This is a genomic window from Microbacterium nanhaiense (genome assembly GCF_014646015.1).
Taxonomy (GTDB): Bacteria; Actinomycetota; Actinomycetes; order Actinomycetales; family Microbacteriaceae; genus Microbacterium; species Microbacterium nanhaiense.
Window position 1 is genome coordinate 215,969 of record NZ_BMMQ01000004.1, and the last position, 21,185, is coordinate 237,153.

The 21,185-nt window shown below is 69.4% G+C and carries 19 protein-coding genes; 11 read left to right on the forward strand and 8 right to left on the reverse strand.

Annotated features, from left to right (window positions below; translation table 11 throughout):
* Positions 1–147 precede the first annotated feature (147 nt).
* The 7 genes from IEX05_RS08650 to pknB all read left to right on the forward strand — a co-directional run bounded on the left by IEX05_RS08650 (position 148) and on the right by pknB (position 9,306).
* Positions 148–882 carry an FHA domain-containing protein gene (locus IEX05_RS08650; protein WP_188700971.1) on the forward strand — a complete coding sequence of 245 codons (735 nt, stop codon included), beginning with the start codon at positions 148–150 and terminating at the stop codon, positions 880–882.
* On the forward strand, positions 882–1,394 hold the full coding sequence (locus IEX05_RS08655) for an FHA domain-containing protein FhaB/FipA (RefSeq protein WP_188700972.1): 513 nt from the start codon (positions 882–884) through the stop codon (positions 1,392–1,394). The genes IEX05_RS08650 and IEX05_RS08655 overlap by 1 nt, the downstream gene beginning before the upstream one ends.
* 8 nt (positions 1,395–1,402) lie before the next feature.
* Entirely contained in the window at positions 1,403–2,653 is a 1,251-nt protein-coding gene (locus tag IEX05_RS08660; protein ID WP_188700973.1) for a Stp1/IreP family PP2C-type Ser/Thr phosphatase, read from the forward strand.
* A gap of 47 nt (positions 2,654–2,700) precedes the next feature.
* Entirely contained in the window at positions 2,701–4,041 is a 1,341-nt protein-coding gene (locus IEX05_RS08665; protein WP_188701032.1) for an FtsW/RodA/SpoVE family cell cycle protein, read from the forward strand.
* Positions 4,041–5,507, forward strand: coding sequence for a penicillin-binding transpeptidase domain-containing protein (locus IEX05_RS08670; protein WP_188700974.1), 1,467 nt, complete (start codon positions 4,041–4,043; stop codon positions 5,505–5,507). The genes IEX05_RS08665 and IEX05_RS08670 overlap by 1 nt, the downstream gene beginning before the upstream one ends.
* Positions 5,504–7,354, forward strand: a complete 1,851-nt coding sequence (locus IEX05_RS08675) for a serine/threonine-protein kinase (RefSeq protein WP_188700975.1) — start codon at positions 5,504–5,506, stop codon at positions 7,352–7,354. The genes IEX05_RS08670 and IEX05_RS08675 overlap by 4 nt, the downstream gene beginning before the upstream one ends.
* 80 nt (positions 7,355–7,434) lie before the next feature.
* Positions 7,435–9,306 (forward strand): Stk1 family PASTA domain-containing Ser/Thr kinase, encoded by a 1,872-nt coding sequence (gene pknB, locus IEX05_RS08680; RefSeq protein WP_268237871.1) that lies wholly within the window; start codon positions 7,435–7,437, stop codon positions 9,304–9,306.
* Here pknB and IEX05_RS08685 read toward each other — a convergent pair.
* From IEX05_RS08685 to IEX05_RS08695, 3 genes are read right to left on the reverse strand one after another with little or no spacing between them, the layout of a single operon-like run.
* Entirely contained in the window at positions 9,303–10,025 is a 723-nt protein-coding gene (locus IEX05_RS08685) for an anti-sigma factor (protein WP_229661216.1), read from the reverse strand. The genes pknB and IEX05_RS08685 overlap by 4 nt on opposite strands.
* On the reverse strand, positions 10,022–10,624 hold the full coding sequence (sigK, locus tag IEX05_RS08690) for an ECF RNA polymerase sigma factor SigK (RefSeq protein ID WP_229661217.1): 603 nt from the start codon (positions 10,622–10,624) through the stop codon (positions 10,022–10,024). The genes IEX05_RS08685 and sigK overlap by 4 nt, the downstream gene beginning before the upstream one ends.
* A gap of 52 nt (positions 10,625–10,676) precedes the next feature.
* The gene (locus tag IEX05_RS08695; protein ID WP_188700978.1) at positions 10,677–12,392 is read right to left on the reverse strand and encodes a cytochrome c biogenesis protein DipZ; all 1,716 of its coding nucleotides are present in this window, start codon (positions 12,390–12,392) and stop codon (positions 10,677–10,679) included.
* A 170-nt stretch (positions 12,393–12,562) separates the two neighbouring features.
* Between IEX05_RS08695 and IEX05_RS08700 the strand changes: the two genes are divergently transcribed.
* The 3 genes from IEX05_RS08700 (at position 12,563) to IEX05_RS08710 (ending at position 15,890) form a co-directional block, all read left to right on the forward strand.
* Complete coding sequence (locus IEX05_RS08700) at positions 12,563–13,276, forward strand: fasciclin domain-containing protein (protein WP_229661218.1); 714 nt, start codon at positions 12,563–12,565, stop codon at positions 13,274–13,276.
* 98 nt (positions 13,277–13,374) lie between these two features.
* Positions 13,375–13,614, forward strand: a complete 240-nt coding sequence (locus IEX05_RS08705) for a cell division protein CrgA (RefSeq protein WP_188700979.1) — start codon at positions 13,375–13,377, stop codon at positions 13,612–13,614.
* Positions 13,615–14,048: 434 nt separating this feature from the next.
* Positions 14,049–15,890, forward strand: a complete 1,842-nt coding sequence (locus tag IEX05_RS08710) for a phosphoenolpyruvate carboxykinase (GTP) (RefSeq protein WP_373286297.1) — start codon at positions 14,049–14,051, stop codon at positions 15,888–15,890.
* A gap of 46 nt (positions 15,891–15,936) precedes the next feature.
* Here the strand turns inward: IEX05_RS08710 and IEX05_RS08715 are convergent, their stop codons facing one another.
* Together IEX05_RS08715 and IEX05_RS08720 are read right to left on the reverse strand one after the other, a co-directional pair.
* Positions 15,937–16,851, reverse strand: a complete 915-nt coding sequence (locus tag IEX05_RS08715) for a rhomboid family intramembrane serine protease (protein WP_229661219.1) — start codon at positions 16,849–16,851, stop codon at positions 15,937–15,939.
* A gap of 45 nt (positions 16,852–16,896) precedes the next feature.
* The gene (locus IEX05_RS08720) at positions 16,897–17,451 is read right to left on the reverse strand and encodes a peptidylprolyl isomerase (protein WP_188700981.1); all 555 of its coding nucleotides are present in this window, start codon (positions 17,449–17,451) and stop codon (positions 16,897–16,899) included.
* A 100-nt stretch (positions 17,452–17,551) separates the two neighbouring features.
* Here IEX05_RS08720 and IEX05_RS08725 point away from each other — a divergent pair, with 100 nt between their 5' ends.
* Positions 17,552–18,067: a DNA helicase gene (locus tag IEX05_RS08725; protein WP_188700982.1), complete on the forward strand. Its 516-nt coding sequence runs from the start codon at positions 17,552–17,554 to the stop codon at positions 18,065–18,067.
* A 56-nt stretch (positions 18,068–18,123) separates the two neighbouring features.
* On the opposite strand, the gene aroQ is transcribed toward IEX05_RS08725, so the two are convergent.
* From aroQ to IEX05_RS08740, 3 genes are all read right to left on the reverse strand, one after another.
* Positions 18,124–18,558, reverse strand: coding sequence for a type II 3-dehydroquinate dehydratase (gene aroQ, locus IEX05_RS08730; protein WP_188700983.1), 435 nt, complete (start codon positions 18,556–18,558; stop codon positions 18,124–18,126).
* 204 nt (positions 18,559–18,762) lie between these two features.
* A complete protein-coding gene (locus IEX05_RS08735; RefSeq protein WP_188700984.1) occupies positions 18,763–20,304 on the reverse strand; it encodes a threonine/serine exporter family protein in 1,542 nt (513 codons plus the stop codon).
* 31 nt (positions 20,305–20,335) lie between these two features.
* Positions 20,336–21,106, reverse strand: coding sequence for a sulfite exporter TauE/SafE family protein (locus IEX05_RS08740; protein ID WP_188700985.1), 771 nt, complete (start codon positions 21,104–21,106; stop codon positions 20,336–20,338).
* Positions 21,107–21,185 lie beyond the last annotated feature (79 nt).

The window sequence follows — 21,185 nt, forward strand, 5'->3', positions numbered from 1 at the left end:
CTCGTCAGCATAGCATGGCGCCAAGAGCCTACGCGAAATCGCGTCGCCCGCGCGTGGTTCCTGTGGAATCATCCTGAGGTTGGATTCGGGATGTCAGGCCCTCCAAGTACCATGACGCTATTCGCCCGTCCGACCCCAAGGAGCACTGTGGGATTGCTTGACAGCTTCGAAAGGGGCCTCGAGCGCGCCGTCAACGGCGCATTCGCGAAGACTTTCCGCAGCGGCGTCCAGCCCGTGGAGATCGTTGCGGCGCTGCGCCGCGAGATGGACACGCGGGCTCAGGTGATCGGCCGCGACCGCATCCTCGCTCCGAACTCCTACGACGTCCTGCTGAGCCCGGCCGATGCCGAACGGCTCTCGCCCCTCGGATCCGCGCTCCGGCAGGAACTGCACGCAAAGGCGCAGGAGCACGGCACCTCGCAGGGCTACACCTTCGCCGGCCCGCTGACGATCTCGATGCGTACATCCGAGGATGTACAGACCGGCACGATCCAGGTGTCCTCGGGAGCGGTCGACGGCGACGTCGTCTGGCAGGCGGCCCTCGACATCAACGGCCGCCGCTACCCCGTGACCCGCGCCCGCACGATCATCGGCCGCGGCTCCGACGCCGACATCCCGCTCGCCGACGCGGGCACCAGCCGACGCCACGTCGAGGTGCTGTGGGACGGCACCCGCGGCATGGTGCACGATCTCGGATCCACGAACGGATCCCGCCTGGACGGCGAACTGGTCTCGCAGGCCCTCCTGGCCGATGGCCAGACCATCACGATCGGCCGGACGAACATCGTCTTCCGCATTCTCGCGTCGCAGGCGGGCCGTCAGGTACTGGCGGGGCAGCAGAACGCAACGCAGATCATCGATGATTTCCAGAGGGGGCAGTGATGAGCGAACTCACTCTGTTCGTTCTGCAGTACGGCTTCCTGCTGCTGCTGTGGGTCTTCGTCTTCGTGCTGATCTTCGCGCTCCGCGCGGACGTGTTCGGCGGACGGGTGCGCAAACTGGAGCATCCCGCCCAGCCCGCCGCGGCTCCGGCACCGCGTCCGGTCGCGGTCGATACGCCGCCGCCCGCGCGGGCATCCGAGCAGGCGACGGCCGCCTCGACCAATCGCATCGTGATCACGGCCGGTCCGCGCGCGGGCCTCGAAATCCCGCTCGGATCCGAGCCGCTCACGATCGGCCGCTCGGCGGAATCGGGTCTCGTGATCCGCGATGACTACACCTCGAGCCACCACGCCCGCCTCGTGCGCTACGCGGATCAGTGGATGATCCAGGATCTCGACTCGACCAACGGCACCTTCCACGACGGCGCGAAGGTGTCGCCCAACTCCCCCGTCGCGGTGCGGATCGGGGCACCCATCACGGTCGGCCAGACGACCTTCGAGCTGCGAGGATAGCTCCCGGGATGGTCTTCCAGGGTTCCAGCGCCGCGATCAGTCACACCGGTCGCGTGCGCTCCAACAACCAGGATTCGGGCTATTCGGGCTCGAACCTGTTCGTCGTCGCGGACGGCATGGGCGGGCACGCCGGAGGCGACGTCGCCTCCGCGATCGCGATCGACCGGATCCAGCACCTGGACCACCACTTCGAGTCGACGGCCGAGGCCGAGGCGGCCCTGCGCACGACCATCACCTCGACGGCGCAGGACCTGATCGAGGCCGCGCAGGAACGCCCACAGCTCGCGGGGCTCGGCACGACCGTGAGCGGCATCGTCATGGTCGACGAATACGCGGTGATCGGTCACATCGGCGACAGCCGCATCTACCTCTACCGGGACGGCGCCCTCACCCAGATCACGACCGACCACACCTTCGTGCAGCGGCTCGTCGAGACCGGGCGAATCACGCCGGAGGAGGCGCGATACCACCCCCGCCGCTCCGTGCTCATGCGCGTTCTCGGCGACATGGACGCGAACCCCGAGGTCGACACCTTCATCATGCCGACCCGCCCGGGCGATCGCTGGCTGCTGTGCTCCGACGGCCTCTCGGGCGTCGTCGACGAGACGCACATCACCAAGCTGTTCGACCGCCACATGCCGCCGGCGCGCACCGCGGACGCCCTGTTGAAGCAGGCGCTCGACGGCGGCGCACCCGACAACGTGACGATCGTCATCGTCGACGTGGGCGGCCAGCACCCGCTCTACACGGGCACGCCCACGATCGTCGGATCCGCGTCGAACCCCGACGGCGTGGTCGTTCCCGCCTCGCGCTCGCTGCTACCCACGGGCTGGCTGCACCCGCAGCGCGCCGCCGCGAACGTGCCGAGCCACTTCGAGCCCGACACGGAGTACCTCGAGGAGCTCATCGAGGAGGACAAGCGCCGCGCGCGCCGCCGCCGCATCGTCGGCATCGGTGCGATCGTGCTCCTCATCGCCGCGATCGTCGCCTGCGCCTGGGCGTTCTACGACTGGACGCAGACGCGGTACTACGTCGGCACCGATCAGGACAGCGTCGTGATCTACCAGGGCATCCAGCAATCGATCGGCCCGATCACGTTCTCGACGGTGTACGAAGACACCGGCATCCTGCTCGAGACCCTCCCCGACGCGTGGCTGTTCCGCGCGGAGGAGACGATCCCCGCGGGATCCCTCGAGCACGCCCAGCAGATCGTCGACAATCTGCGCGCGCGGGCGACCGACGACGGAGGTGACTCGTGACCGACGTACAAGCCCCCGATCGGGGCGTGAAGCGCGCGCTGCGGCGCATGCGCAAGCCTCAGCGGCTGCGCAACCGCGAGCTCGTGCTGCTCATCTTCGCGATCGCGCTGACGCTCGGTGCGTTCGCGCTCGTGCAGTTCGGTGCGCTCGGCGCGCTCGACACCGAGGTGCTCGGCTTCGTCGGCGGCATGTGCGTCCTCGCGGTCGCGCTGCACGTCGCGCTGCGGATCCGCGCCTCGCAGGCCGATCCGTTCCTCGTGCCCGTCGCGCTCATGCTGACGGGCCTCGGCACCGCGATGATCTATCGCCTCGACCTCGCCTACGTCGCCCACTGGGACGCCGAGACGTCGAACGCGGGCGAGCACCAGATGCTCTACACCATGCTGTCAATCGCGCTGTGCATCGGGCTCGTGTGGGCGCTCGCCAACTACCGCGTGCTGTTCCGGTACACCTACATCTTCGGCCTGTCGGGCGTCGTGCTCCTCGCCCTGCCGTTCGTCCCGTTCCTCAACGGCGGCGGCAACGCGGTCGTGTGGATCAGCATCTTCGGTTTCAACTTCCAGCCGGGCGAGATCGCGAAGATCTGCCTCGCGATCTTCTTCGCGGGCTATCTCGTCCGCACCCGCGAGTCGCTGACCTCCACGGGCAAGCGGATCCTCGGATTCACCTTCCCGCGGGCGCGCGAGTTCGGCCCGCTACTCGTGATCTGGCTGATCTCGATGGCGATCATCGTGCTGCAGCGCGACCTCGGCACGGGAATCCTCATCTTCGGCATGTTCGTCGCGATGCTCTACGTGGCCACCGGGAAGACGGGATGGGTGCTCATCGGCGTCCTGCTCGCGGGCGCCGGCGCCGTCGCCGCCACCTTCGTGATGCCGTACGTGCACGGCCGCTTCGAACAGTGGTTGCACGCGCTCGACGACGACCTCTACAACGCCTCGTCGAACGCGAGCTTCCAGCTGGTCAACGGCCTGTTCGGCATGGCGCACGGCGGCATGTTCGGGACCGGTCTCGGCCAGGGGCGCCCCGACATCACGCCCGTCGCCGGCAGCGACTACATCATTCCCAGCCTCGGTGAGGAACTGGGGCTCGTGGGCGTCTTCGCGATCCTGTCGCTGTACCTCATCTTCGCCAGCCGCGGCGCGCACGTGGGCGTCGCGGGCCAGGACGACTTCGGCAAGCTGCTCTCGGTGGGCCTGAGCTTCACGATCGCCCTGCAGGTGTTCATCATGGTCGGCGGCGTGACGCGCGTCATCCCCCTCACCGGCCTGACGACTCCGTTCCTCGCGGCCGGCGGATCCTCTCTCCTCGCGAACTGGCTCATCGTCGCGCTCCTCCTGCGCATCAGCGACGCCGTTCGCCGGCAACCCCGGGCGGTGATCGGCTGATGACCAAGGAAATTCGACGCCTCAGCATCATCGTGGTGTGCATGTTCCTGGCGCTGTTCGTCTCGACGAGCGTGATCCAGGTCGTGCAGGCACAATCGCTGTCGGCCGACACGCGCAACAAGCGGACGCTCTACGACTCGTACGACGTGCGCCGCGGGCCGATCATCGCGGGCGGCGAGCAGATCGCCCGCTCGACCTCGACGAACGACACCTATCGCTTCCAGCGCGTCTACGACGACTCGGACGTCTGGTCGGGCATCACGGGCTGGTTCAACCCCGCCCTGAACTCGGCCACGGGCATCGAGCAGTCGATGACGCAGGAGCTCTCGAACCTCGCGAACTCGGGCTTCCTCGCCCGCCTGAACCAGGTCGTGACGGGCCAGGAGGCCCGCGGATCCTCGATCGAGCTCACGCTCGACCCCGAGGTGCAGCGCGCCGCGTATGGCGCGCTGACCGAGCGCGGCTACAAGGGTGCGGTCATCGCCAGCGACCCGAAGACCGGCCGGATCCTCGCGCTCGTGTCGACGCCGGGCTTCGATGCGAACGCCGTGGCCTCCCACGACGGCACGGCCGCCAACGCCGCCGCGAACGACTACGCGGCCGCCGAGGGCGACCCGCTGCGCAACAAGGCCATCAACCAGCTGTATCAACCGGGATCCACGTTCAAGCTCGTCGTCGCCGCCGCGGCCCTCGCCTCGGGCGACTTCACGGCCGACAGCACCTTCGAGAACACCGCCACCTACACGCCGGAGGGCACGACGCGCGAGATCGTCAACGCGCCCTACGGCACGTGCGGTGGCAGCTCGGCGAAGACCGTCACGCTCGCGGACGCCATCAAGTTCAGCTGCAACGTGCCCATGGCCCAGCTCGCCATCGAGCTCGGCGACGACGCCATCCGCGAGCAGGCGGAGAAGTTCGGCTTCGAATCGAGCTTCGAGCTGCCGCTGCCGACCGTCGAATCCACGATCGGCGCCGACCTCGACACGGGTCAGACGGCCCGCCTCGGCTTCGGCCAGAACCAGATCACCACGACGCCGCTCCAGGTGCACATGTGGACCTCGGCGATTGCGAACGGCGGCGTGGAGATGAACCCGCTGCTCGTCGATCAGGTCGTCGGCGACGACCTCTCGGTGCAGAAGAAGTTCGAGCCGAGTGAATACGGCACGCCGATCGATGCGGACATCGCCAAAGACGTTACCGAGATGATGGCGTCTTCCGTCGCGAGCGGCGCGGCGTCGAATGCAAGAATAGAAGACGTTGACGTTGCCGGTAAGACGGGCACCGCGGAGAACGGCGAGAACGACCCATACACGCTATGGTTCACCGGGTTCGCCCCGGCGGAGGATCCTGACGTTGCGGTCACCGTGATGGTGGCCGACGGCGGCGGGCAGGGTCAATCAGGAGATGGAAATTCGATCGCGGCTCCCATCGCGAAGAAGGTCATGGAGGCGGTGCTCGCACAATGAGGCCAACCCAGGGTGTGACGTTCGGCGGACGCTACGAGCTCAGTTCGCGCATCGCGATCGGCGGAATGGGCGAGGTGTGGGAGGCCACCGACCACGTCATCGGCCGCACCGTCGCGATCAAGATCCTCAAAGACGAATACATGGGGGATCCGGGCTTCCTCGAGCGCTTCCGCGCCGAGGCCCGGCACGCCGCCCTCGTGAACCACGAGGGCATCGCGAGCGTCTTCGACTACGGCGAGGAAAACGGATCCGCGTACCTCGTCATGGAGCTCGTGCCGGGTGAGGCGCTGTCGACGCGCCTGGAGCGCGACCACGCGCTGCCCGCGGACACGGTTCTCGACTACATCTCGCAGACCGCCTCCGCGCTGCAGGCCGCGCACGCGGCCGGCCTCGTGCACCGAGACATCAAGCCGGGCAACCTGCTGATCACGCCCGATGGGCGCGTGAAGATCACCGACTTCGGCATCGCCCGCATCGCCGACCAGGTGCCCCTGACGGCCACCGGTCAGGTCATGGGCACCGTCCAGTACCTGTCGCCCGAGCAGGCGTCGGGTCACCCGGCGAGCCCGGCGACCGACATCTACTCGCTCGGCATCGTCGCGTACGAGTGCCTCGCGGGCCGCCGACCCTTCACGGGCGAGTCGCAGGTCGCGATCGCGATGGCGCAGATCAACGACACGGCGCCGCCGCTGTCCGAGCGCCTGCCCGCGCCGGTGCGTCAGCTCGTGATGTCGATGATTGCGAAGAAGCCCGACGAGCGCCCCGCCTCCGCGGCCGCCGTCTCTCGGGCGTGCAACGCGCTCCGCCGCGGCGACATCAACGCCGCAATCGCGGCCGCGCCGATGCTCGCGAACGCCGGCAGCCCCGCGGCCGACGAGGTCACGCAGCTGCTGGGCGCCGCCGGCGGCGCAACACAGATGATGCCGACGACCTCGCCGCTGCCCATGGGTGAGCAGGCGCCGAAGCCGAAGAAGAAGCGCAGCCCCTGGACGGGCCCGCTGATCGCGCTCATCGTGCTGCTCGTCGTCGTGATCGCGGGCGCCGTCTACGGCGTCGTCTCGGGACAGTTCGGCGGCGAACCGGAGGGCAGCGAGCCGGATCCGGTGGCGACGCCGAGCGAGGAGCCGTCGGTCGAGCCGACGCCGACCTCGATCTTCGTCGACGTGCAGTCGCTGGGGCTCGAGGGGCACACCTGCGCCGAGGCCGAGCAGATCCTGCACGACAAGGAAGCCAAGATCGCGCTCACCTGCGAGACCGGCGAGGCCGCCGCGACGGCCGAGAACGTCGACGTGATCTACAAGCTCGAGCCGCGCGGATTCGTCGACGAGGGGTCGGTCGTCACCGCGTCCACCTACGGCCCCCTCATCGACATCCCCGCCCCGAGCGCGGCACCACAGTTCGACACCGACCAGCTGGTGCGCGGCGAGACCGTGCAGCTCAGCTGGAACGCCGACTTCGTCTGCCCCACCGGCACGGGCGAGCTCGCCGGATTCCGCGTGAGCCTCACCGGCGCGACGCACACGGGTGACGAGGCCGGCGCGACCGAGCGCGTGTTCGGACCGGATGGCTTCGTGACGCAGGTGCTCATCGACTCGGACGCCCCGCTCGTCGGCGCGTCGTACACCGCGATCTGCCGGAGCGGCGACAGCGAGCGCGACTCCGCGCCCGCCGAGATGGCCCCCGTGCCCACCACCGAGGCCTCGGAGCCCACCGAGGAGCCGAGCACCCCGGCGGAGCCCGGCGACGAGACGGAGCCCCCGGCCGACGGCGGTTCGACGAACGGCCCCGAGAACGCCAACAACGGCAACGGCAACGGCCAGCCGGGCGGCGCGAACAACGCCGGCTAGCCCGCGGCGGAGCCGAGAGCATCCCCGACGCGTCGGGTGCTTCCGGTAGCATGATCGATCCCGGGGGAAGAGGCCAGAACGTGACAGACGAGCCGACGCAGGCGCTGCAGGCGCCGGAGGAGCGGATCCTCTCGGGCCGCTATCGCGTCGACTCGTTGATCGGCCGCGGCGGCATGGCCACTGTGCACCGCGGTTACGATCTCACCCTAGGCCGCACTGTGGCGATCAAGATCCTCGACAGGGACCTCGCCCGCGACAACACCTTCCGCACGCGGTTCCGCCTCGAGGCGCAGGCCGCCAGCCGCATGGCGCACGCCTCGATCGTGCGGGTGTACGACGCGGGCGAGGACCTCGAGGACGACCCGGCGGGCGGGATCACGCACACGCCGTTCATCGTCATGGAACTCGTGCGCGGGCGGTTGCTGAGCGAGATCGCCGCCGACGCGCCGCTCTCCGCGGAGGACGCGGCGCGCTACGTCGACGGCATCCTCGAGGCGCTCGAGTATTCGCATCGCGCGGGCGTCGTGCACCGCGACATCAAGCCGGGCAACGTCATGGTCACCGACGACGGCCAGGTCAAGGTGATGGACTTCGGCATCGCCCGCGCCGTCAGCGACACCTCCGCGACGGTCGCGGAGACGACGACGATCCTGGGAACGGCGGCGTACTTCTCCCCCGAACAGGCCCAGGGCGAGCCCGTCGACGCGCGCGCCGACCTGTATTCGACCGGCGTCGTGCTGTACGAGCTGCTCACGGGCCGACCGCCGTTCGTCGGCGGATCCCCCGTCGCGGTGGCGTACCAGCACGTGCGGGAGGCGCCGGTTCCGCCCACGCAGCGCTACCCCGACGCGCCCGCCCAGCTCGACCCGATCGTCATGCGGGCGCTCGCGAAGGATCCGGCACAGCGCTACCCCGACGCCGCGACCTTCCGCGAGGCGCTCGACGCGGCGCTCGACGGGAAGACCCTGTCCCAGCGGCAGCTGACGCACCTCGCTGACGAGCTCTACGGAGACCAGCGGCGCGCGCAGCACGAGATCGAGCACACCTTCGCCGAGCTGTCGAGCGAGAACGGCGTCGCCCGCACGCAGTCCGGCCCTCCGACGGCGTGGGTGTGGGCTGCCATCGCCCTCATCGTCGCCTCGGTCGCCGCCCTCGCCTTCTGGGTCGTCGAGTCGGATCCGATGGATCTCCGGGTCGCCGACACGGTCGACGTCGTCGACGTCACGGGGTGGACGGCATCGGCCGCCGAAAGGGAGTTGACGGCGGACGGGCTCGAGGTGCAGGTGTCGTCGCAGCCGAGCGACAGCGTGCCGGAGGGCGCCGTGATCGAGACCCAGCCCGGCCCCGGCACCTCGCTGGAGCTCGGCGCGCACGTCGACATCCTCGTCTCCGACGGGCCGCTCATGGCGAAGATTCCATCGCTCGTCGGCGGAACAGAGGAGGCCGCCCGCGCCGCGCTGGACGGTGATAGCGGCCTGCAGCTCGGGCGGATCCTGCCCCTGAACGACCCCGAGGCCGCCGCGGGAACCGTGCTGGCCGCGGAGGTCGATGGCGACGAGGTCGACGAGGGCGAGGAGGTCCTCGAGGGGTCTCGGGTCGACCTCACCGTCGCGACCGGCCGCGTGACCATCAACGACCTGACGGGTATGCCCTACGAGCTCGCGAAGAAGGAGTTTGAGGCCCTCGGGCTTACCGTCACGCAGACGCGCGACGACGGCTGCACGGCCACCAACCCCCTCGTCGTCGAGACGCAGAACCCCGCCGCGGGAGACGTCGACATCCACTCGACCGTGACCCTGCGGGTGTGCGCGCCGGTGAAGGTCGGCTCCGAGGATCCGGGCGGCGAGAACGAGGGCTCGGGGAATCAGGACACGGGCGACTCTGGCACGGGCAACAAGGGTGCGGAGAACAAGGGCTCCGAGGGCAAGGGCTCCGGGAACGCCAACGGCTAGGACGTCGCGATGACGACGAAGGGATCCGTCGTCGGCTGACCGGACGGTGAGCCGCCGGCCTGCTCGACCGTCACGGCGAAGACATCGCCCTCCCGCATCTCGGTGTCGATGAGCGCCACGGCGTTCTCGTCCTCATCGAAGACGCCCGCGGAGACGGGGCCGTCCTCGCGCACGAACCACATCTCGTACTCGTGGTCGTCGTCGATGTCGGGCAGCTCGTCGGCCGTCATGACCGCTTGGCCGAGCTCCACCGACCAGTGCAGCGTCACCTCTCCGCCGGTCGACAGCGCGGCGCTGGCGGACGCGGCGTCCTCCGCGTTCTCGATCTCGTCGAGGGCGACGACCTCGGCGGGCCGCGTCAGCTGAGACACGAGCGCATAGGCGCCGCCTCCGACCACGACGAGGCCGGCAACGGCCGCGGCGAGCGCGAACCACCGGCGGCGAGCGCGCGGCTCGGGCTCGGGCTCGGGCTCGGGCTCGGGCTCGGGCTCGGGGGCAGCCTCGATGCTCGCCAGGAGCTGTTCGCGGATCCGTGCGGGCGGAGCGACCTCCGCGGTCGTCTCCGCGAAGGCGGCGGCCGCGAGCCGCGCCTCGAGCAGCTGCTCCGCGCGCCGCGGATCCCGGGCCGCCTCGGCCTCGAGCACGCGTCGTTCGTCGTCGCTCAGGGCGCCCACGGCCTCTCCCGCCGCGAGCTGCTCGAACTCGTCGTCCGTCATCATTCCGCCACCCCCATCGCCTTCCGCAGGCGAGCAATACCATCACGCATTCGCGTCTTTACCGTGCCTAGCGGCGTGCTCAGGGTCACCGCGATCTCGCTCTGGCTGTATCCGTCGAAGTACGCCATCGCCAGCACCTCCCTCTGCGCCGCGGGGAGCTGATCCAGCGCCGCACGTGCGCGCTCGCCCTCCACGCGGACCTCCGCGTCCTCCGCGACCGCATCGAACGGAACCTCGAGGTCGCGGCGGCCGGTGCGCACATCGCGGTCGACGCTCGCCTGCGCGGACTTGACCCGGTCAACCGCGCGCCGGTGCGCGATCATAAACACCCACGCCCGGCCCCTGCCGCGGTCGGCGGCGAAGCGATCCGCCTTCTCCCACACCTCGAGGAACACCTCCTGCAGCACCTCCTCGCTCTGCGCCCGGTCGACCACGATCCGAAGCACGAGCCCGAACACGCGGGGCGAGAGCTGGTCGTAGAGCGCCGCGAAGGCGGGCTTGTCGCGGCGCGCGATCCGCTGCAGTAGCGCGTCGTACACGTCGCCGTCATCGGAGTGCGCGGCGCCCGCCGTCTCGCCGCCATGGGTCATAGAGATCAGCATGCCCTATTCCTTCGTCGCTTCGCCGTGAGGGCGGCCGCCGCGCCGGGCCCGCTCACCCGAAGGTGAAGGAGTAGACCTCGACGCCGGCCGGTACGACGACCTCGATCGTGCCCTCCGCGGATCCGCTCGGCGCCCGCACGGAGTACGACCGGGGCGTGCCCGAGACCTCGATGTCCGTCCGCTCGCCGTCGACCTCGGCGTTCAGGGTTCCCTCGCCCGCAACGACGATCCGCACCTCGTCCGCGCGATAGCGCAGGCGGATCGTGCCGTCCTCGCCCGACGGCGTGGCCGCCTGGGTTCCGATCTCCCAGGTACCGTCGAGCGCGAAGGTGTCCGCCGCTTGCTCCTCCGGCAGCGCGAACTCCCGCTCCCCCTGCCGGTACTCCTCGGATCCGCCGAAGGTCTGTTCCTTCGCCGCGCCGAGGAAGGTCTCGGGGGTCGTGGATCCGAGCTCGGGCGTCTCGTCGGCGATGTCTGTGGCTGCCGGCAGCGCGACGTTTGGGTCTGCGTCCGCCAGGAGCTGCCGAATGAGCTTCTCCGTGACCTCGTAGTTCCCTTCGCCGAAGGCGATGTGGCGCACGGTGCCCGAGGCGTCGATGAGGTAGTGCGCGGGCCAGTAGCGGTTCCGGTACGCCGTCCACGTGGCCAGGCTGTTGTCGAGCGCAACGGGGTACTCGATGCCGAAATCCCGGGCACCGGCCTCGACGTTGCCGCGATCCTTCTCGAAGGCGTACTCCGGCGAGTGCACACCGATGACCCGCAGGCCGGCGTCGCGATAGGCGTCGTCCCAGGCGGTGACGTGCGGGATGCTGCGCTGGCAGTTGATGCAGGAGTACGCCCAGAAGTCGATGAGCACGACCTCGCCGCGCAGATCCTCGAGCGAGACGGCCTCACCGCCGGGGGTGTTCAGCCACCCGTCGATGCCACGGATCTCGGGCGCGGGGCCGCAGGACGCGAGCTCGTCGCCCGCGCCGAGGCATTCGTCGAGCCGCCGGTTCTCGTCGGTCACGAGCCCGCCGAGGCTCAGCGCCTCCTGCACGGCCTCGTCCTCGGCCAAGGGCTGCTGCAGCGCGGCCGTGTAGTCCGGGACCAGCCGCTGTAGGAACGCGGGGGCGTTGACGACGAGCCCGCCCGCGAGCGCCAGCATCGCGACGCCCGCCGCGATGCGCAACCCGCGCTCCCTGTTGCGGAAGGCACGGATCCGCCGCACGACGCCGCGGCCGGCGAGCGCGAACGCGAGGAGCGGGATCGCGACGCCCAGCGAGAACGAGACCGTCAGCACGACTGTTCCCGCGTCGATGCGGCCCGTGGACCCGGCGACGATGATCGCCGCGAGCACCGGTCCCGCGCAGGGGACGAAGACGGTGCCGAGGGCGAGCCCCACGCCGAAGCCCCCGCGCTCGTTCGATACCTCGCGGCGCGGGATCCACTGGAACGGTCGCTCGAGAAGCTGCTCCAGGCGCGGCACGATCAGGGCGATGCCCAGCACGGCGAGAACGACGATCCCCGCCCACCGCAGGAAGCTCTGCGGCAGACCCAGCGCGCCGAGCACGAGCGAGCCGGCGAGCGTCACGGCCGTGAAGCTGACGATCAATCCGGCGATGACGAGGTAGGGGCGCGACCTCCCCGCCGCCGTCGGTTCGCCGTTCGTGCCGGTCTGAGCCGACTGCGCGCCGCCCGTGAGGAACACGACGGGCAGGATCGGCAGGATGCAGGGCGAGATGCCCGTGATGAGGCCTCCGAGAAAGCCGATGATGACGAGTGTCATGAGATCCTCCGCTGGTGATGCAGAGGTATTCGACGCATCGGGGCCGCCGGATTGGCATTCGGGGCCCCGAGAAATTCTTCCCATCCGTTTCGGGCGCGGCGTCGAATGCCCTGTAACCGCCACCCCGGCGGGAGCGCCGCACGGCGCAGATCTCAACCCAGGAGGACCCCATGTTGCGCAACAGCCTTCGAATCGGCGGCGGAATCACTTTCACGCTCGCGGCAGCAATCGCCCTGACGGGGTGCATGTCCGGCGGCGATGACGCCCCCGAGAACGACGACGCCGTGGCGTCAGAGGCTCCCGAGACGATGCCCGCGGAGACTCCCGCCGATGACGCACCGGCCGAGGAGCCGACGGAAGACGCCACCGACGGCGCGATGGACCCGGCGGCGAACCTCGTCGGACCGGCATGTGCCGACTACGCGTCGATGGTGCCGGACGGGCCCGGATCCGTTCAGGGCATGTCTCAGGATCCGGTCGCCGTGGCCGCGTCCAACAACCCGCTGCTGACGACGCTCGTCTCGGCGGTCTCCGGCCAGCTGAACCCCGACGTGAATCTCGTGGACACGCTCAACGGCGACGAGTTCACCGTCTTCGCTCCCGTCGACGACGCCTTCGCCGCAGTCGACCAGGCAACGCTCGACACCCTGTCGACCGACGCCGATCTGCTGACCTCGGTCCTGACGTACCACGTCGTCCCCGGCCAGATCGAGCCCGCGGACATCGCGGGCATGCACACCACGGTGCAGGGAGCCGACGTCGAGGTGACCGGCTCGGGCGACGAGTGGATGGTGAATGACGCGATGGTGCTCTGCGGCGGCGTGCAGACCGCGAACGCCACCGTGTACCTCATCGACTCGGTGCTGATGCCCCCGGCCGAGTGAGAGACCAGGGGCGGATGTCCCCGGGGGGGGGGGGACTGGGGGCATCCGGCTCTGTCCTGCTTCCGGGCGCCCCGCGATCTTCCCGTAGACTGATCCCCATGGCGCGCAAGAAGCACGACGAAGAAGACGAGATCACCCACATCCCGGGTGAGCCCCTGCCGAACCCCGCATGGTTCAAGCCGGTCATGGCTGCCTTCTTCCTGCTGGGCCTCGCCTGGGTGCTGGTGTTCTACATGTCGGGATCGACGCTGCCGATTCCCGACATCGGCGCGTGGAACCTCCTGATCGGCGGCGGCCTGGCCTTCATCGGCCTCATCATGGCCACGCGCTGGCGCTGACCCGCTGACCTTCGTCCTCACGCCCCGTCCGGATCCGTCCGGGCGGGGCGTGTCGTTTGCCGTGCGTGCGCGAATCACACCGCTGTAATTCTCCACAGCCCTCTCCCCCGCGTGTGAATAACACGCGTGTGATTCTCCCCAGCTGGGGATGAATCTGTGGATAACTCCGGGGAAAACCCCTTCGCCGCCGTGGAGAACGCCTCTTACGGCGTGGAGAGAGCGCGCCGATCTGGGGAGAACGCGAGCCTCGTTGTGGATAACTTGTGGAGAATGAGGCGCCCGAGCCCGTCAACGGCCTCCCCTTGAGGCTTGCGCATTTCGAAAGAATTCCCCTTTTTTACTCGATACCCCTCAACAAATAGCGCCGAAGATGCGAAAAGCTCGTTCTGACGTTGCCGTATCGCGGATTTTCGAAGGAGAGCGCATTGGTCCTCATCGACACCACCATCACCACCGCCCACACCTCACGACTCGACGCATACGGAGCGCAGCCCTCCTACGACACCGACGCCTTCGCCGAACTCGTCGCGTGGGTCGAGCGCACGGCCGCCCTCACGCGGCCCGACCGGATCCATTGGGTCGATGGATCCGATGGCGAGCGTGCGGCGCTGCTGCAGGACATGGTCGATGCCGGCACCCTCATCAGATTGAACGAGGACAAGCGCCCTGGCAGCTACCTCGCCCGCAGCGACGAGCGCGATGTCGCGCGGCTCGAGTCGCGCACCTTCATCGCCTCCGAGCGCCCGATCGACGCGGGCCCCACGAACAATTGGGCGGATCCGAGCGAGATGCGCGAGACGCTCGCCGGGCTCTTCGACGGATCCATGCGGGGCCGCACGATGTTCGTCGTACCGTTCTCGATGGGCAAGCTGGGCGGCCCGATCTCGCAGCTCGGCGTGCAGATCACCGATAGCCCCTACGCGGTCGCGTCGATCGCGATCATGACCCGCGTCGGCAGCGCCGTGACCGAGCTCATCGCGGGCGGCGCCTCGTGGGTGCGGACAGTGCACTCCGTCGGCGCTCCGCTCGAGGCCGGCGAGCCGGACGTGCCGTGGCCGTCGAACGACGAGAAGTACATCGTGCACTTCCCCGACACCCTCGAGGTCGCCTCCTTCGGCTCGGGGTACGGCGGCAACGCGATTCTCGCGAAGAAGTGCTTCGCGCTGCGGATCGCGTCGGTCCTCGGGCGCGACGAGGGGTGGATGGCCGAGCACATGCTCCTCATCCGTGTGATCTCGCCCGAGGGGCGGGCGTTGCACGTCGCGGCGGCCTTCCCATCGGCGTGCGGCAAGACGAATCTCGCCATGCTGCGGCCGACGCTGCCCGGGTGGACGGTGCAGACGATCGGCGACGACATCGCCTGGATCCGCCCCGGCGCCGACGGCCGCCTCTACGCCATCAACCCCGAGGCGGGCTTCTTCGGCGTCGCCCCGGGCACGGGCCCCGCGACGAACGTGACGGCGGTCGACACGCTGCGCCGCGACGTGCTGTTCACGAACGTCGCGCTGACCGACGACGGCGACGTGTGGTGGGAGGGGCTCACGGATGAGGCGCCCGCGCACCTCATCGACTGGCGCGGCGACGACTGGACCCCGGACTCGGGCCGACCGGCCGCGCACCCCAACTCGCGCTTCACCGTCTCAGCCGCGCAGGCGCCGTCGATCGCGCCCGACTGGGAGGAGGCCGTGCCGCTCGACGCGATCCTCTTCGGCGGCCGCCGGGCGAGCAACGTGCCCCTCGTCGTCGAGGCCTTCGACTGGAACCACGGCGTCTTCATGGGCTCCACGATCTCGTCCGAGCGCACCGCCGCCGCGGAGGGAACCGTCGGCGAGCTGCGCCGCGATCCCTTCGCCATGATGCCCTTCTGCGGGTACAACATGGCCGACTACTTCGCCCACTGGGTCTCGATGGGCGAGGTGACCGCACCGCCCGCGATCTTCCAGGTCAACTGGTTCCGCAAGGGGCGCGACGGTCGCTTCCTGTGGCCCGGCTTCGGCGAGAACGCGCGCGTCATCGAGTGGGTGATCCGGCGGATCGAGGGCGCCGCCCCGGCCGTCGACAGCGCGATCGGCCGCCTCCCCGTCGAGCTGAACCTCGCGGGGCTCGACGCTCCGCAACCGGATCTCGACGCGCTCTTCGCCGTCGACGGGGACGGCTGGCTCGCCGAGGCCGAGCTGACCGAGGAGTTCTACGACACCTTCGGCGAGCGGATCCCTGAGGAGCTCCGCGCCCAGCTCGCCGCGCTCCGCGCGCGGCTGGCCGCCGCGGCCGGGTAAGCGCGGCCCGCGGATCCCTGCCGGTCGGCTGGGCTGGGCGCCGAGCTCAGCCCAGCTGGGCGTAGATGCCGAAGGCCGGCAGGGCGAGCGCCGCGGCGATCGCGACGCCGACGAGGATCAGCAGGCCGATCTGCAGCGATTTCCGGGCGGGGCGGCGCGTCTTCGTGAAGATATAACCGACGAGGGCGCCGACGGCGAGGCCGCCGACGTGCGCCTGCCACGCGATGTTCAAGCCCGGCAGGAAGCCCAGCACCAGGTTGATGCCGAGCGTGATGTACAGGCCCGTGAGGTTGGCTCCGACGGCGCGCCCGATGACGAGCAGGGCACCGAAGAGGCCGAAGAGCGCACCCGATGCCCCCACGACCGGGGTCGCGAAGCCCAGCAGGGCGACGCCGGCCGATCCGCCCGCCGCGCTCAGGAGGTATGTCGCGACGAAGCGCCAGGTGCCGAGCGCGGGCTCGAGCGCCCGCCCCACCATCCAGAGCGTCAGCATGTTGAGGGCGACGTGCCAGAGCCCGCCGTGCACGAACGCGGCGGTCAGGACGCGCCACGGTTCGAAGGTGCCCGAGATGCTCGGGATCAGGAAGGGCTCCCAGAACAGCAGCCAGCGCTGCACCTCGAGCCCCGGCACCACCGAGCCCAGCATCTGAAGCAGGTAGACGACCGCGGTCACGATGAAGATGGCCGTCGTCCCGCGGCTCGATGACGAACCCGATGACACCGCGCCCGCCCGCGGTCCGGACCCCCAGCGCCGCTGGGCGCGCTTCTGCGCGGGCGTGCGGTTCTTCTTCTGCTCCTTCATGCACTCGGGGCAGATGTATCCAACGGACGCCGGCGTCATGCACTCGGGGCAGATCGTGCGGGTGCACCGCTGGCACAGCACGAAGCTCTGCCGGTCGGGGTGCCGATAGCAGTAGTTGTCCGGGTTCTCGCGGAGCGATGCCCCTGGGGTGTCGGTCACTGCGTTGCGGTCCTGTCCGGCAGAGCTTCGTGGGAGGAGATGTGCTTAGAGCTTCTCGATGTCGATCGACGAGATGACGACGTCCTCGGTGGGGCGGTCGTTCGCGCCGGTCTGCACGCCGGCGATCGCGTCGACGACGCGCTTCGAGTCATCGTCGGCGACGGCACCGAAGATCGTGTGCTTGCCCATGAGCCACGGCGTCGGGTCGGTCGTGATGAAGAACTGCGAGCCGTTCGTGCCGCTCATGCCGCCGAACGAGTTCGGGCGCTTGCCCGCGTTCGCCATCGCCAGGATGTACGGCTCGTTGAAGTTGAGCTCGGGGTGGATCTCGTCGTCGAAGTTGTAGCCCGGGCCGCCGATGCCCTGACCGAGCGGGTCGCCGCCCTGGATCATGAAGCCCGGGATGATGCGGTGGAAGATGACGTCCTTGTAGAGGGGACCGTCGCCCTTGGCGCCCGTGCGCGGGTCGGTCCACTCCTTCTCGCCCGTCGAGAGGCCGATGAAGTTGTCGACCGTCGCCGGGGCGTGGTCGCCGAACAGGTTGATGGTGATGTCACCGTGGTTGGTGTGAACCGTGGCGACGGCGGTGTGCTGAGTCATGCCAACCATTCTTTCAGAGATGTGTCAAGACATCGCCGAGTCATCGATGTCCGTGGCAGGATGAGAGAAAGCACGTCACCGATGCGGAAGGGCACACCAAGTGAGCGTCAGCCTCAGCAAGAAGCGCAAGAAGGAACTCCGCAAGCTGCAGGGCACCGCGAATAGCGTGCTCGCGGCGCAGCGGGAAGTCGCGGCGGAGGCCGCCGAAGTGGCACGCGCCGCCGGCCGCCAGCTCCGCGAGATCAACCGCGAGGTGATCACCCCGGAGGCCAAGAAGAAGTACCACGAGTACGTCGAGCCGTACGTCGACCGCGCGGCACCCTACGTCCGCGAGGGCTATGGGCGCGGCAAGCGGTTCTTCGACGGCGCCGTGATTCCCGTCGCTGGCAACGTCGTCGGCCGTGCGATCGGCGCCTACGACGCGACCGCGGCCAAGCTCGGCAAGAAGCAGCTCGTCGTGGCCCCGCCGAAGAAGAAGTCCTCGGCGGGCGCCGTGATCGCCGCCGTCATCGGAATCGCCGCGGCCGTCGGCATCTTCGTCGTCGCGTGGAAGACACTCAGCTCGGAGGACGAGCTGTGGGTCGCCGACGAGGCTGTCTCGACGCCCGACGCGTAAGCCGTCGTACTCAAGCGGGGCGGGATCCATCACGGATCTCGCCCCGCTTCTGGCTGTTACGCGAGGATCCGCGCGAGGTGATGCACCCCGAAGGCGTACCCCTGGATCCCCGCCCCCGCGATCACGCAGCTCGCGATGTCGCTGAGGTACGAGCGGTGCCGGAACTCCTCGCGCGCGTGCACGTTCGAGATGTGCACCTCGACGAATGGCAGCGCGACCGCCTCGAGGGCGTCGCGGATCGCGACGGACGTGTGCGTGTAGGCACCCGCGTTGATGACGATGCCGTCGCAGTCGTGGCGCGCCTCGTGGATCGCATCGATCAGGGCGCCCTCGGAGTTCGACTGCACGTCGCGGATCTCGAGCCCGTGCAGCTCGGCCGCCTCCCGCGCGACCCGCACGACGTCGTCGAGGGTCGCGGATCCGTAGATCTCGGGCTTGCGCGTGCCGAGCAGGTTGAGGTTGGGGCCGTTCACCACGAGGATCCGCGTCATGAGGTCAGCGTATCGCGCGGGCCATCCTCGCGTCGCCCGCGCCCGGCCGCTCCGGCCTCGGGGATCCGGGGTGCGCGTCATCACTTTCCCGACCGGTCATCATGTCTCCGACGAATCATCCGTCGTCGCGGGATGATTCGTCGGAGACATGATGAGTCGTGGCGAAAGGGATGACGCGGTCGGCGGCGGGGCGGGGCTCCGGCCCTACTCCCCTGCCTCGTAGGGCTTCGTCAGGGGGTGGGGATCCGCGGTGTCGGCGACGGGGGTCTCCTCGAGCTCGTGCTCGACGGGTTCGGTGCGGACCACCTCGAACGCGGCCGTGCCGCCCGCGGCGGTCGCGGGGCGGGCCTTCGAGCGCATCGCGACCGTGTGATCACCGAGGCGCAGGCGCAGCGGGGCGCCGACCATGAGTCCGAGCGTCGCCCCGGACGCGAGGGCGATGCCCGTCATGGCGGCGGTGAAGAGCGAGTCGAAGGCGTGCATGAATGCCTCCATCTGGCCGTCGACGCTCACGAGCCCCAGCAGACCGCGGAACACCGCGGTGCCGGGTACCATGGGCACCATCGCCGCGGTCGTGACCGCGATGGACGGCACCGCGAGGCGGTCGGCGACGACGGATCCGACGAAGCTCGCGATGAGCGCGCCACCGAAGACGCCCGCGAAGCTGGGCATGCCGAGCAGCGTCGCGAGCACGTACCAACCGCCCCAGCCGAGCACGCCGAGGGCGCCGCTCACGAGGATGATGCTGGTGCTCGCGCCGTTGATCAGGGCGACGGCGATCGCGATGAGCAGGGATCCGACGGCGTGGCCGAGCGGGCCGCCGAAGGCAACGATGTCGCTCGGCAGCGGCAGGCCGAGACCCAGGCGCCGCGCCGCCTCGAGCCCCACAAGGATCCCGACCACGAGACCCATCGTCATGACGGCGAGGTCGAGCAGGCGCCCTCCGGCCGTGAGGGCGAAGCCGTCGATGGCGTCCTGCGTGGCGCCGACGACGGCGAGACCGGCGAGCATGAGCACGATCCCCGAGGCCATCAGCACGGTCGGCCGCACGCTGTCGAACAGCGGCACCCCCTGCCAGCCGATCCAGGTGACGAGCACGACGAAGGCGACGAGCACGAGGGCGCCGGCGGCCTGGTTGAAGAACAGGGGGATCCGCAGCTTCGCGAGGCCCTGCTGCGTCAGGGCGACGGCGAGCGACGCGACGAGGGCGAGGAGCGTCGTGAACCAGCTGGCGCCGTACATCAACGCGACGGCGAGGCCCAGCATCGCCTGGGCGAGCACCACGACGGTCGGCCGATATCGGAAGGGGATCCGCCGGATGGTGTGGAACTCCGTCGTCGCGTCGGCGAGCGGCATGCCCGCCTCGATGTCGTTGACGAGCGCCTGCATGCGCTGTAGCTTCGCGTGATCGGGCGCGGCCGAGCGGACGACCCTCATCAGGGTGATGGGGTCGCCGGTGCCGCCGCGATGGTCCGAGAGCACGACCGAGTTGAAGGTCACGTCGACGTGCACGCTCTTGAGCCCGTAGGCGTGCGTGATGCGCAGCGCCGCGAGCGTGACCTCCTTCGCGCTCGCACCGATTGACAGCATGATCTCGGCGACGCGCATGGCGAGGTCGAGGATCTTCTGCGCGACGCGATCGTCGATGATCGGCATCTGTTCGGTCATCCTGCGCTTCGTGGGGTCGTTCCACAGCGCCCGCTTCAGCCCGCCGAAGACGTTCCGTGCCGCCCGATCCGCATTCATGCTCCGAGCGTAATCACGCGGCCCGAGCGTTTCAGCTGAGAAGGTCGTACGTCAGCTTCACGATGAGGGCGGCGATGACGACGATGAACACGATGCGCACGAAGCGGTTGCCCCGGGAGAGGGCCGTGCGAGCCCCGATGTACCCGCCGATCAGGTTCGCGGCGCCGACGATGAGGCCGAGGTGCCAGATGACGTGCCCCGTCGGGACGAAGAAGATCAGGGCGCCGAGGTTGGTGCAGAAGTTCGCGACCTTGCCGAGCGCCGAGGCGGGCATGAAGGCGTAGCCGAGCACGCTGACGAGCAGGATCACGAAGAACGAGCCGGTGCCGGGACCGAGCGCGCCGTCGTACGCGCCCACCGCCAGGCCGATCGCGGATGCCCCGATGGCGTGCTTCACGCCGTGCCAGCGCTGCGTCGCCTGGATCCCCATCTGGGGCTTCAGGATCGTGAATGCCCCGACGGCAATGAGAACAACGAGAATGATCGGGGTGAATGCCTCTTCGGGAATATAGGTGGCGATGACCGCGCCGACAACCGCGCCCGCGAGCGCCGAGACGGCGAGAGGCACGGCCGTGCGCGGATCCGGCTTCAACCGGCGGGCGAAGGTGACCGCGGCGACCGAGGTGCCCATGATGCTCGCGACCTTGTTCGTCGCGAGGGCCTGGAGCGGCGCGATGCCCGGCACGAGCATCATCGCCGGCAGCTGGATAAGCCCGCCGCCGCCCACGACGGCGTCGACCCAGCCCGCCGCGAAACCCGCCAGCACGAGGAGTGCGAGGGTGAGCAGGTCGAGGTCGGGCACCGACCGATTCTACGGCGGCGCCACGACCTTTTCCGGGCCGCGCGGGAATACGCTCGGGAAGACAGCGTTGTATGACGGG

Bases quoted from the DNA above. Each gene is read 5' to 3' on its own strand.
- IEX05_RS08655 (WP_188700972.1), top strand. From the start codon at position 882: ATGAGCGAACTCACTCTGTTCGTTCTGCAGTACGGCTTCCTGCTGCTG.
- IEX05_RS08660 (WP_188700973.1), top strand. From the start codon at position 1,403: ATGGTCTTCCAGGGTTCCAGCGCCGCGATCAGTCACACCGGTCGCGTG.
- IEX05_RS08665 (WP_188701032.1), top strand. From the start codon at position 2,701: ATGCGCAAGCCTCAGCGGCTGCGCAACCGCGAGCTCGTGCTGCTCATC.
- IEX05_RS08670 (WP_188700974.1), top strand. From the start codon at position 4,041: ATGACCAAGGAAATTCGACGCCTCAGCATCATCGTGGTGTGCATGTTC.
- IEX05_RS08675 (WP_188700975.1), top strand. From the start codon at position 5,504: ATGAGGCCAACCCAGGGTGTGACGTTCGGCGGACGCTACGAGCTCAGT.
- IEX05_RS08685 (WP_229661216.1), bottom strand. From the start codon at position 10,025: ATGATGACGGACGACGAGTTCGAGCAGCTCGCGGCGGGAGAGGCCGTG.
- sigK (WP_229661217.1), bottom strand. From the start codon at position 10,624: ATGCTGATCTCTATGACCCATGGCGGCGAGACGGCGGGCGCCGCGCAC.
- IEX05_RS08695 (WP_188700978.1), bottom strand. From the start codon at position 12,392: ATGACACTCGTCATCATCGGCTTTCTCGGAGGCCTCATCACGGGCATC.
- IEX05_RS08700 (WP_229661218.1), top strand. From the start codon at position 12,563: ATGTTGCGCAACAGCCTTCGAATCGGCGGCGGAATCACTTTCACGCTC.
- IEX05_RS08705 (WP_188700979.1), top strand. From the start codon at position 13,375: ATGGCGCGCAAGAAGCACGACGAAGAAGACGAGATCACCCACATCCCG.
- IEX05_RS08720 (WP_188700981.1), bottom strand. From the start codon at position 17,451: ATGACTCAGCACACCGCCGTCGCCACGGTTCACACCAACCACGGTGAC.
- aroQ (WP_188700983.1), bottom strand. From the start codon at position 18,558: ATGACGCGGATCCTCGTGGTGAACGGCCCCAACCTCAACCTGCTCGGC.
- IEX05_RS08735 (WP_188700984.1), bottom strand. From the start codon at position 20,304: ATGAATGCGGATCGGGCGGCACGGAACGTCTTCGGCGGGCTGAAGCGG.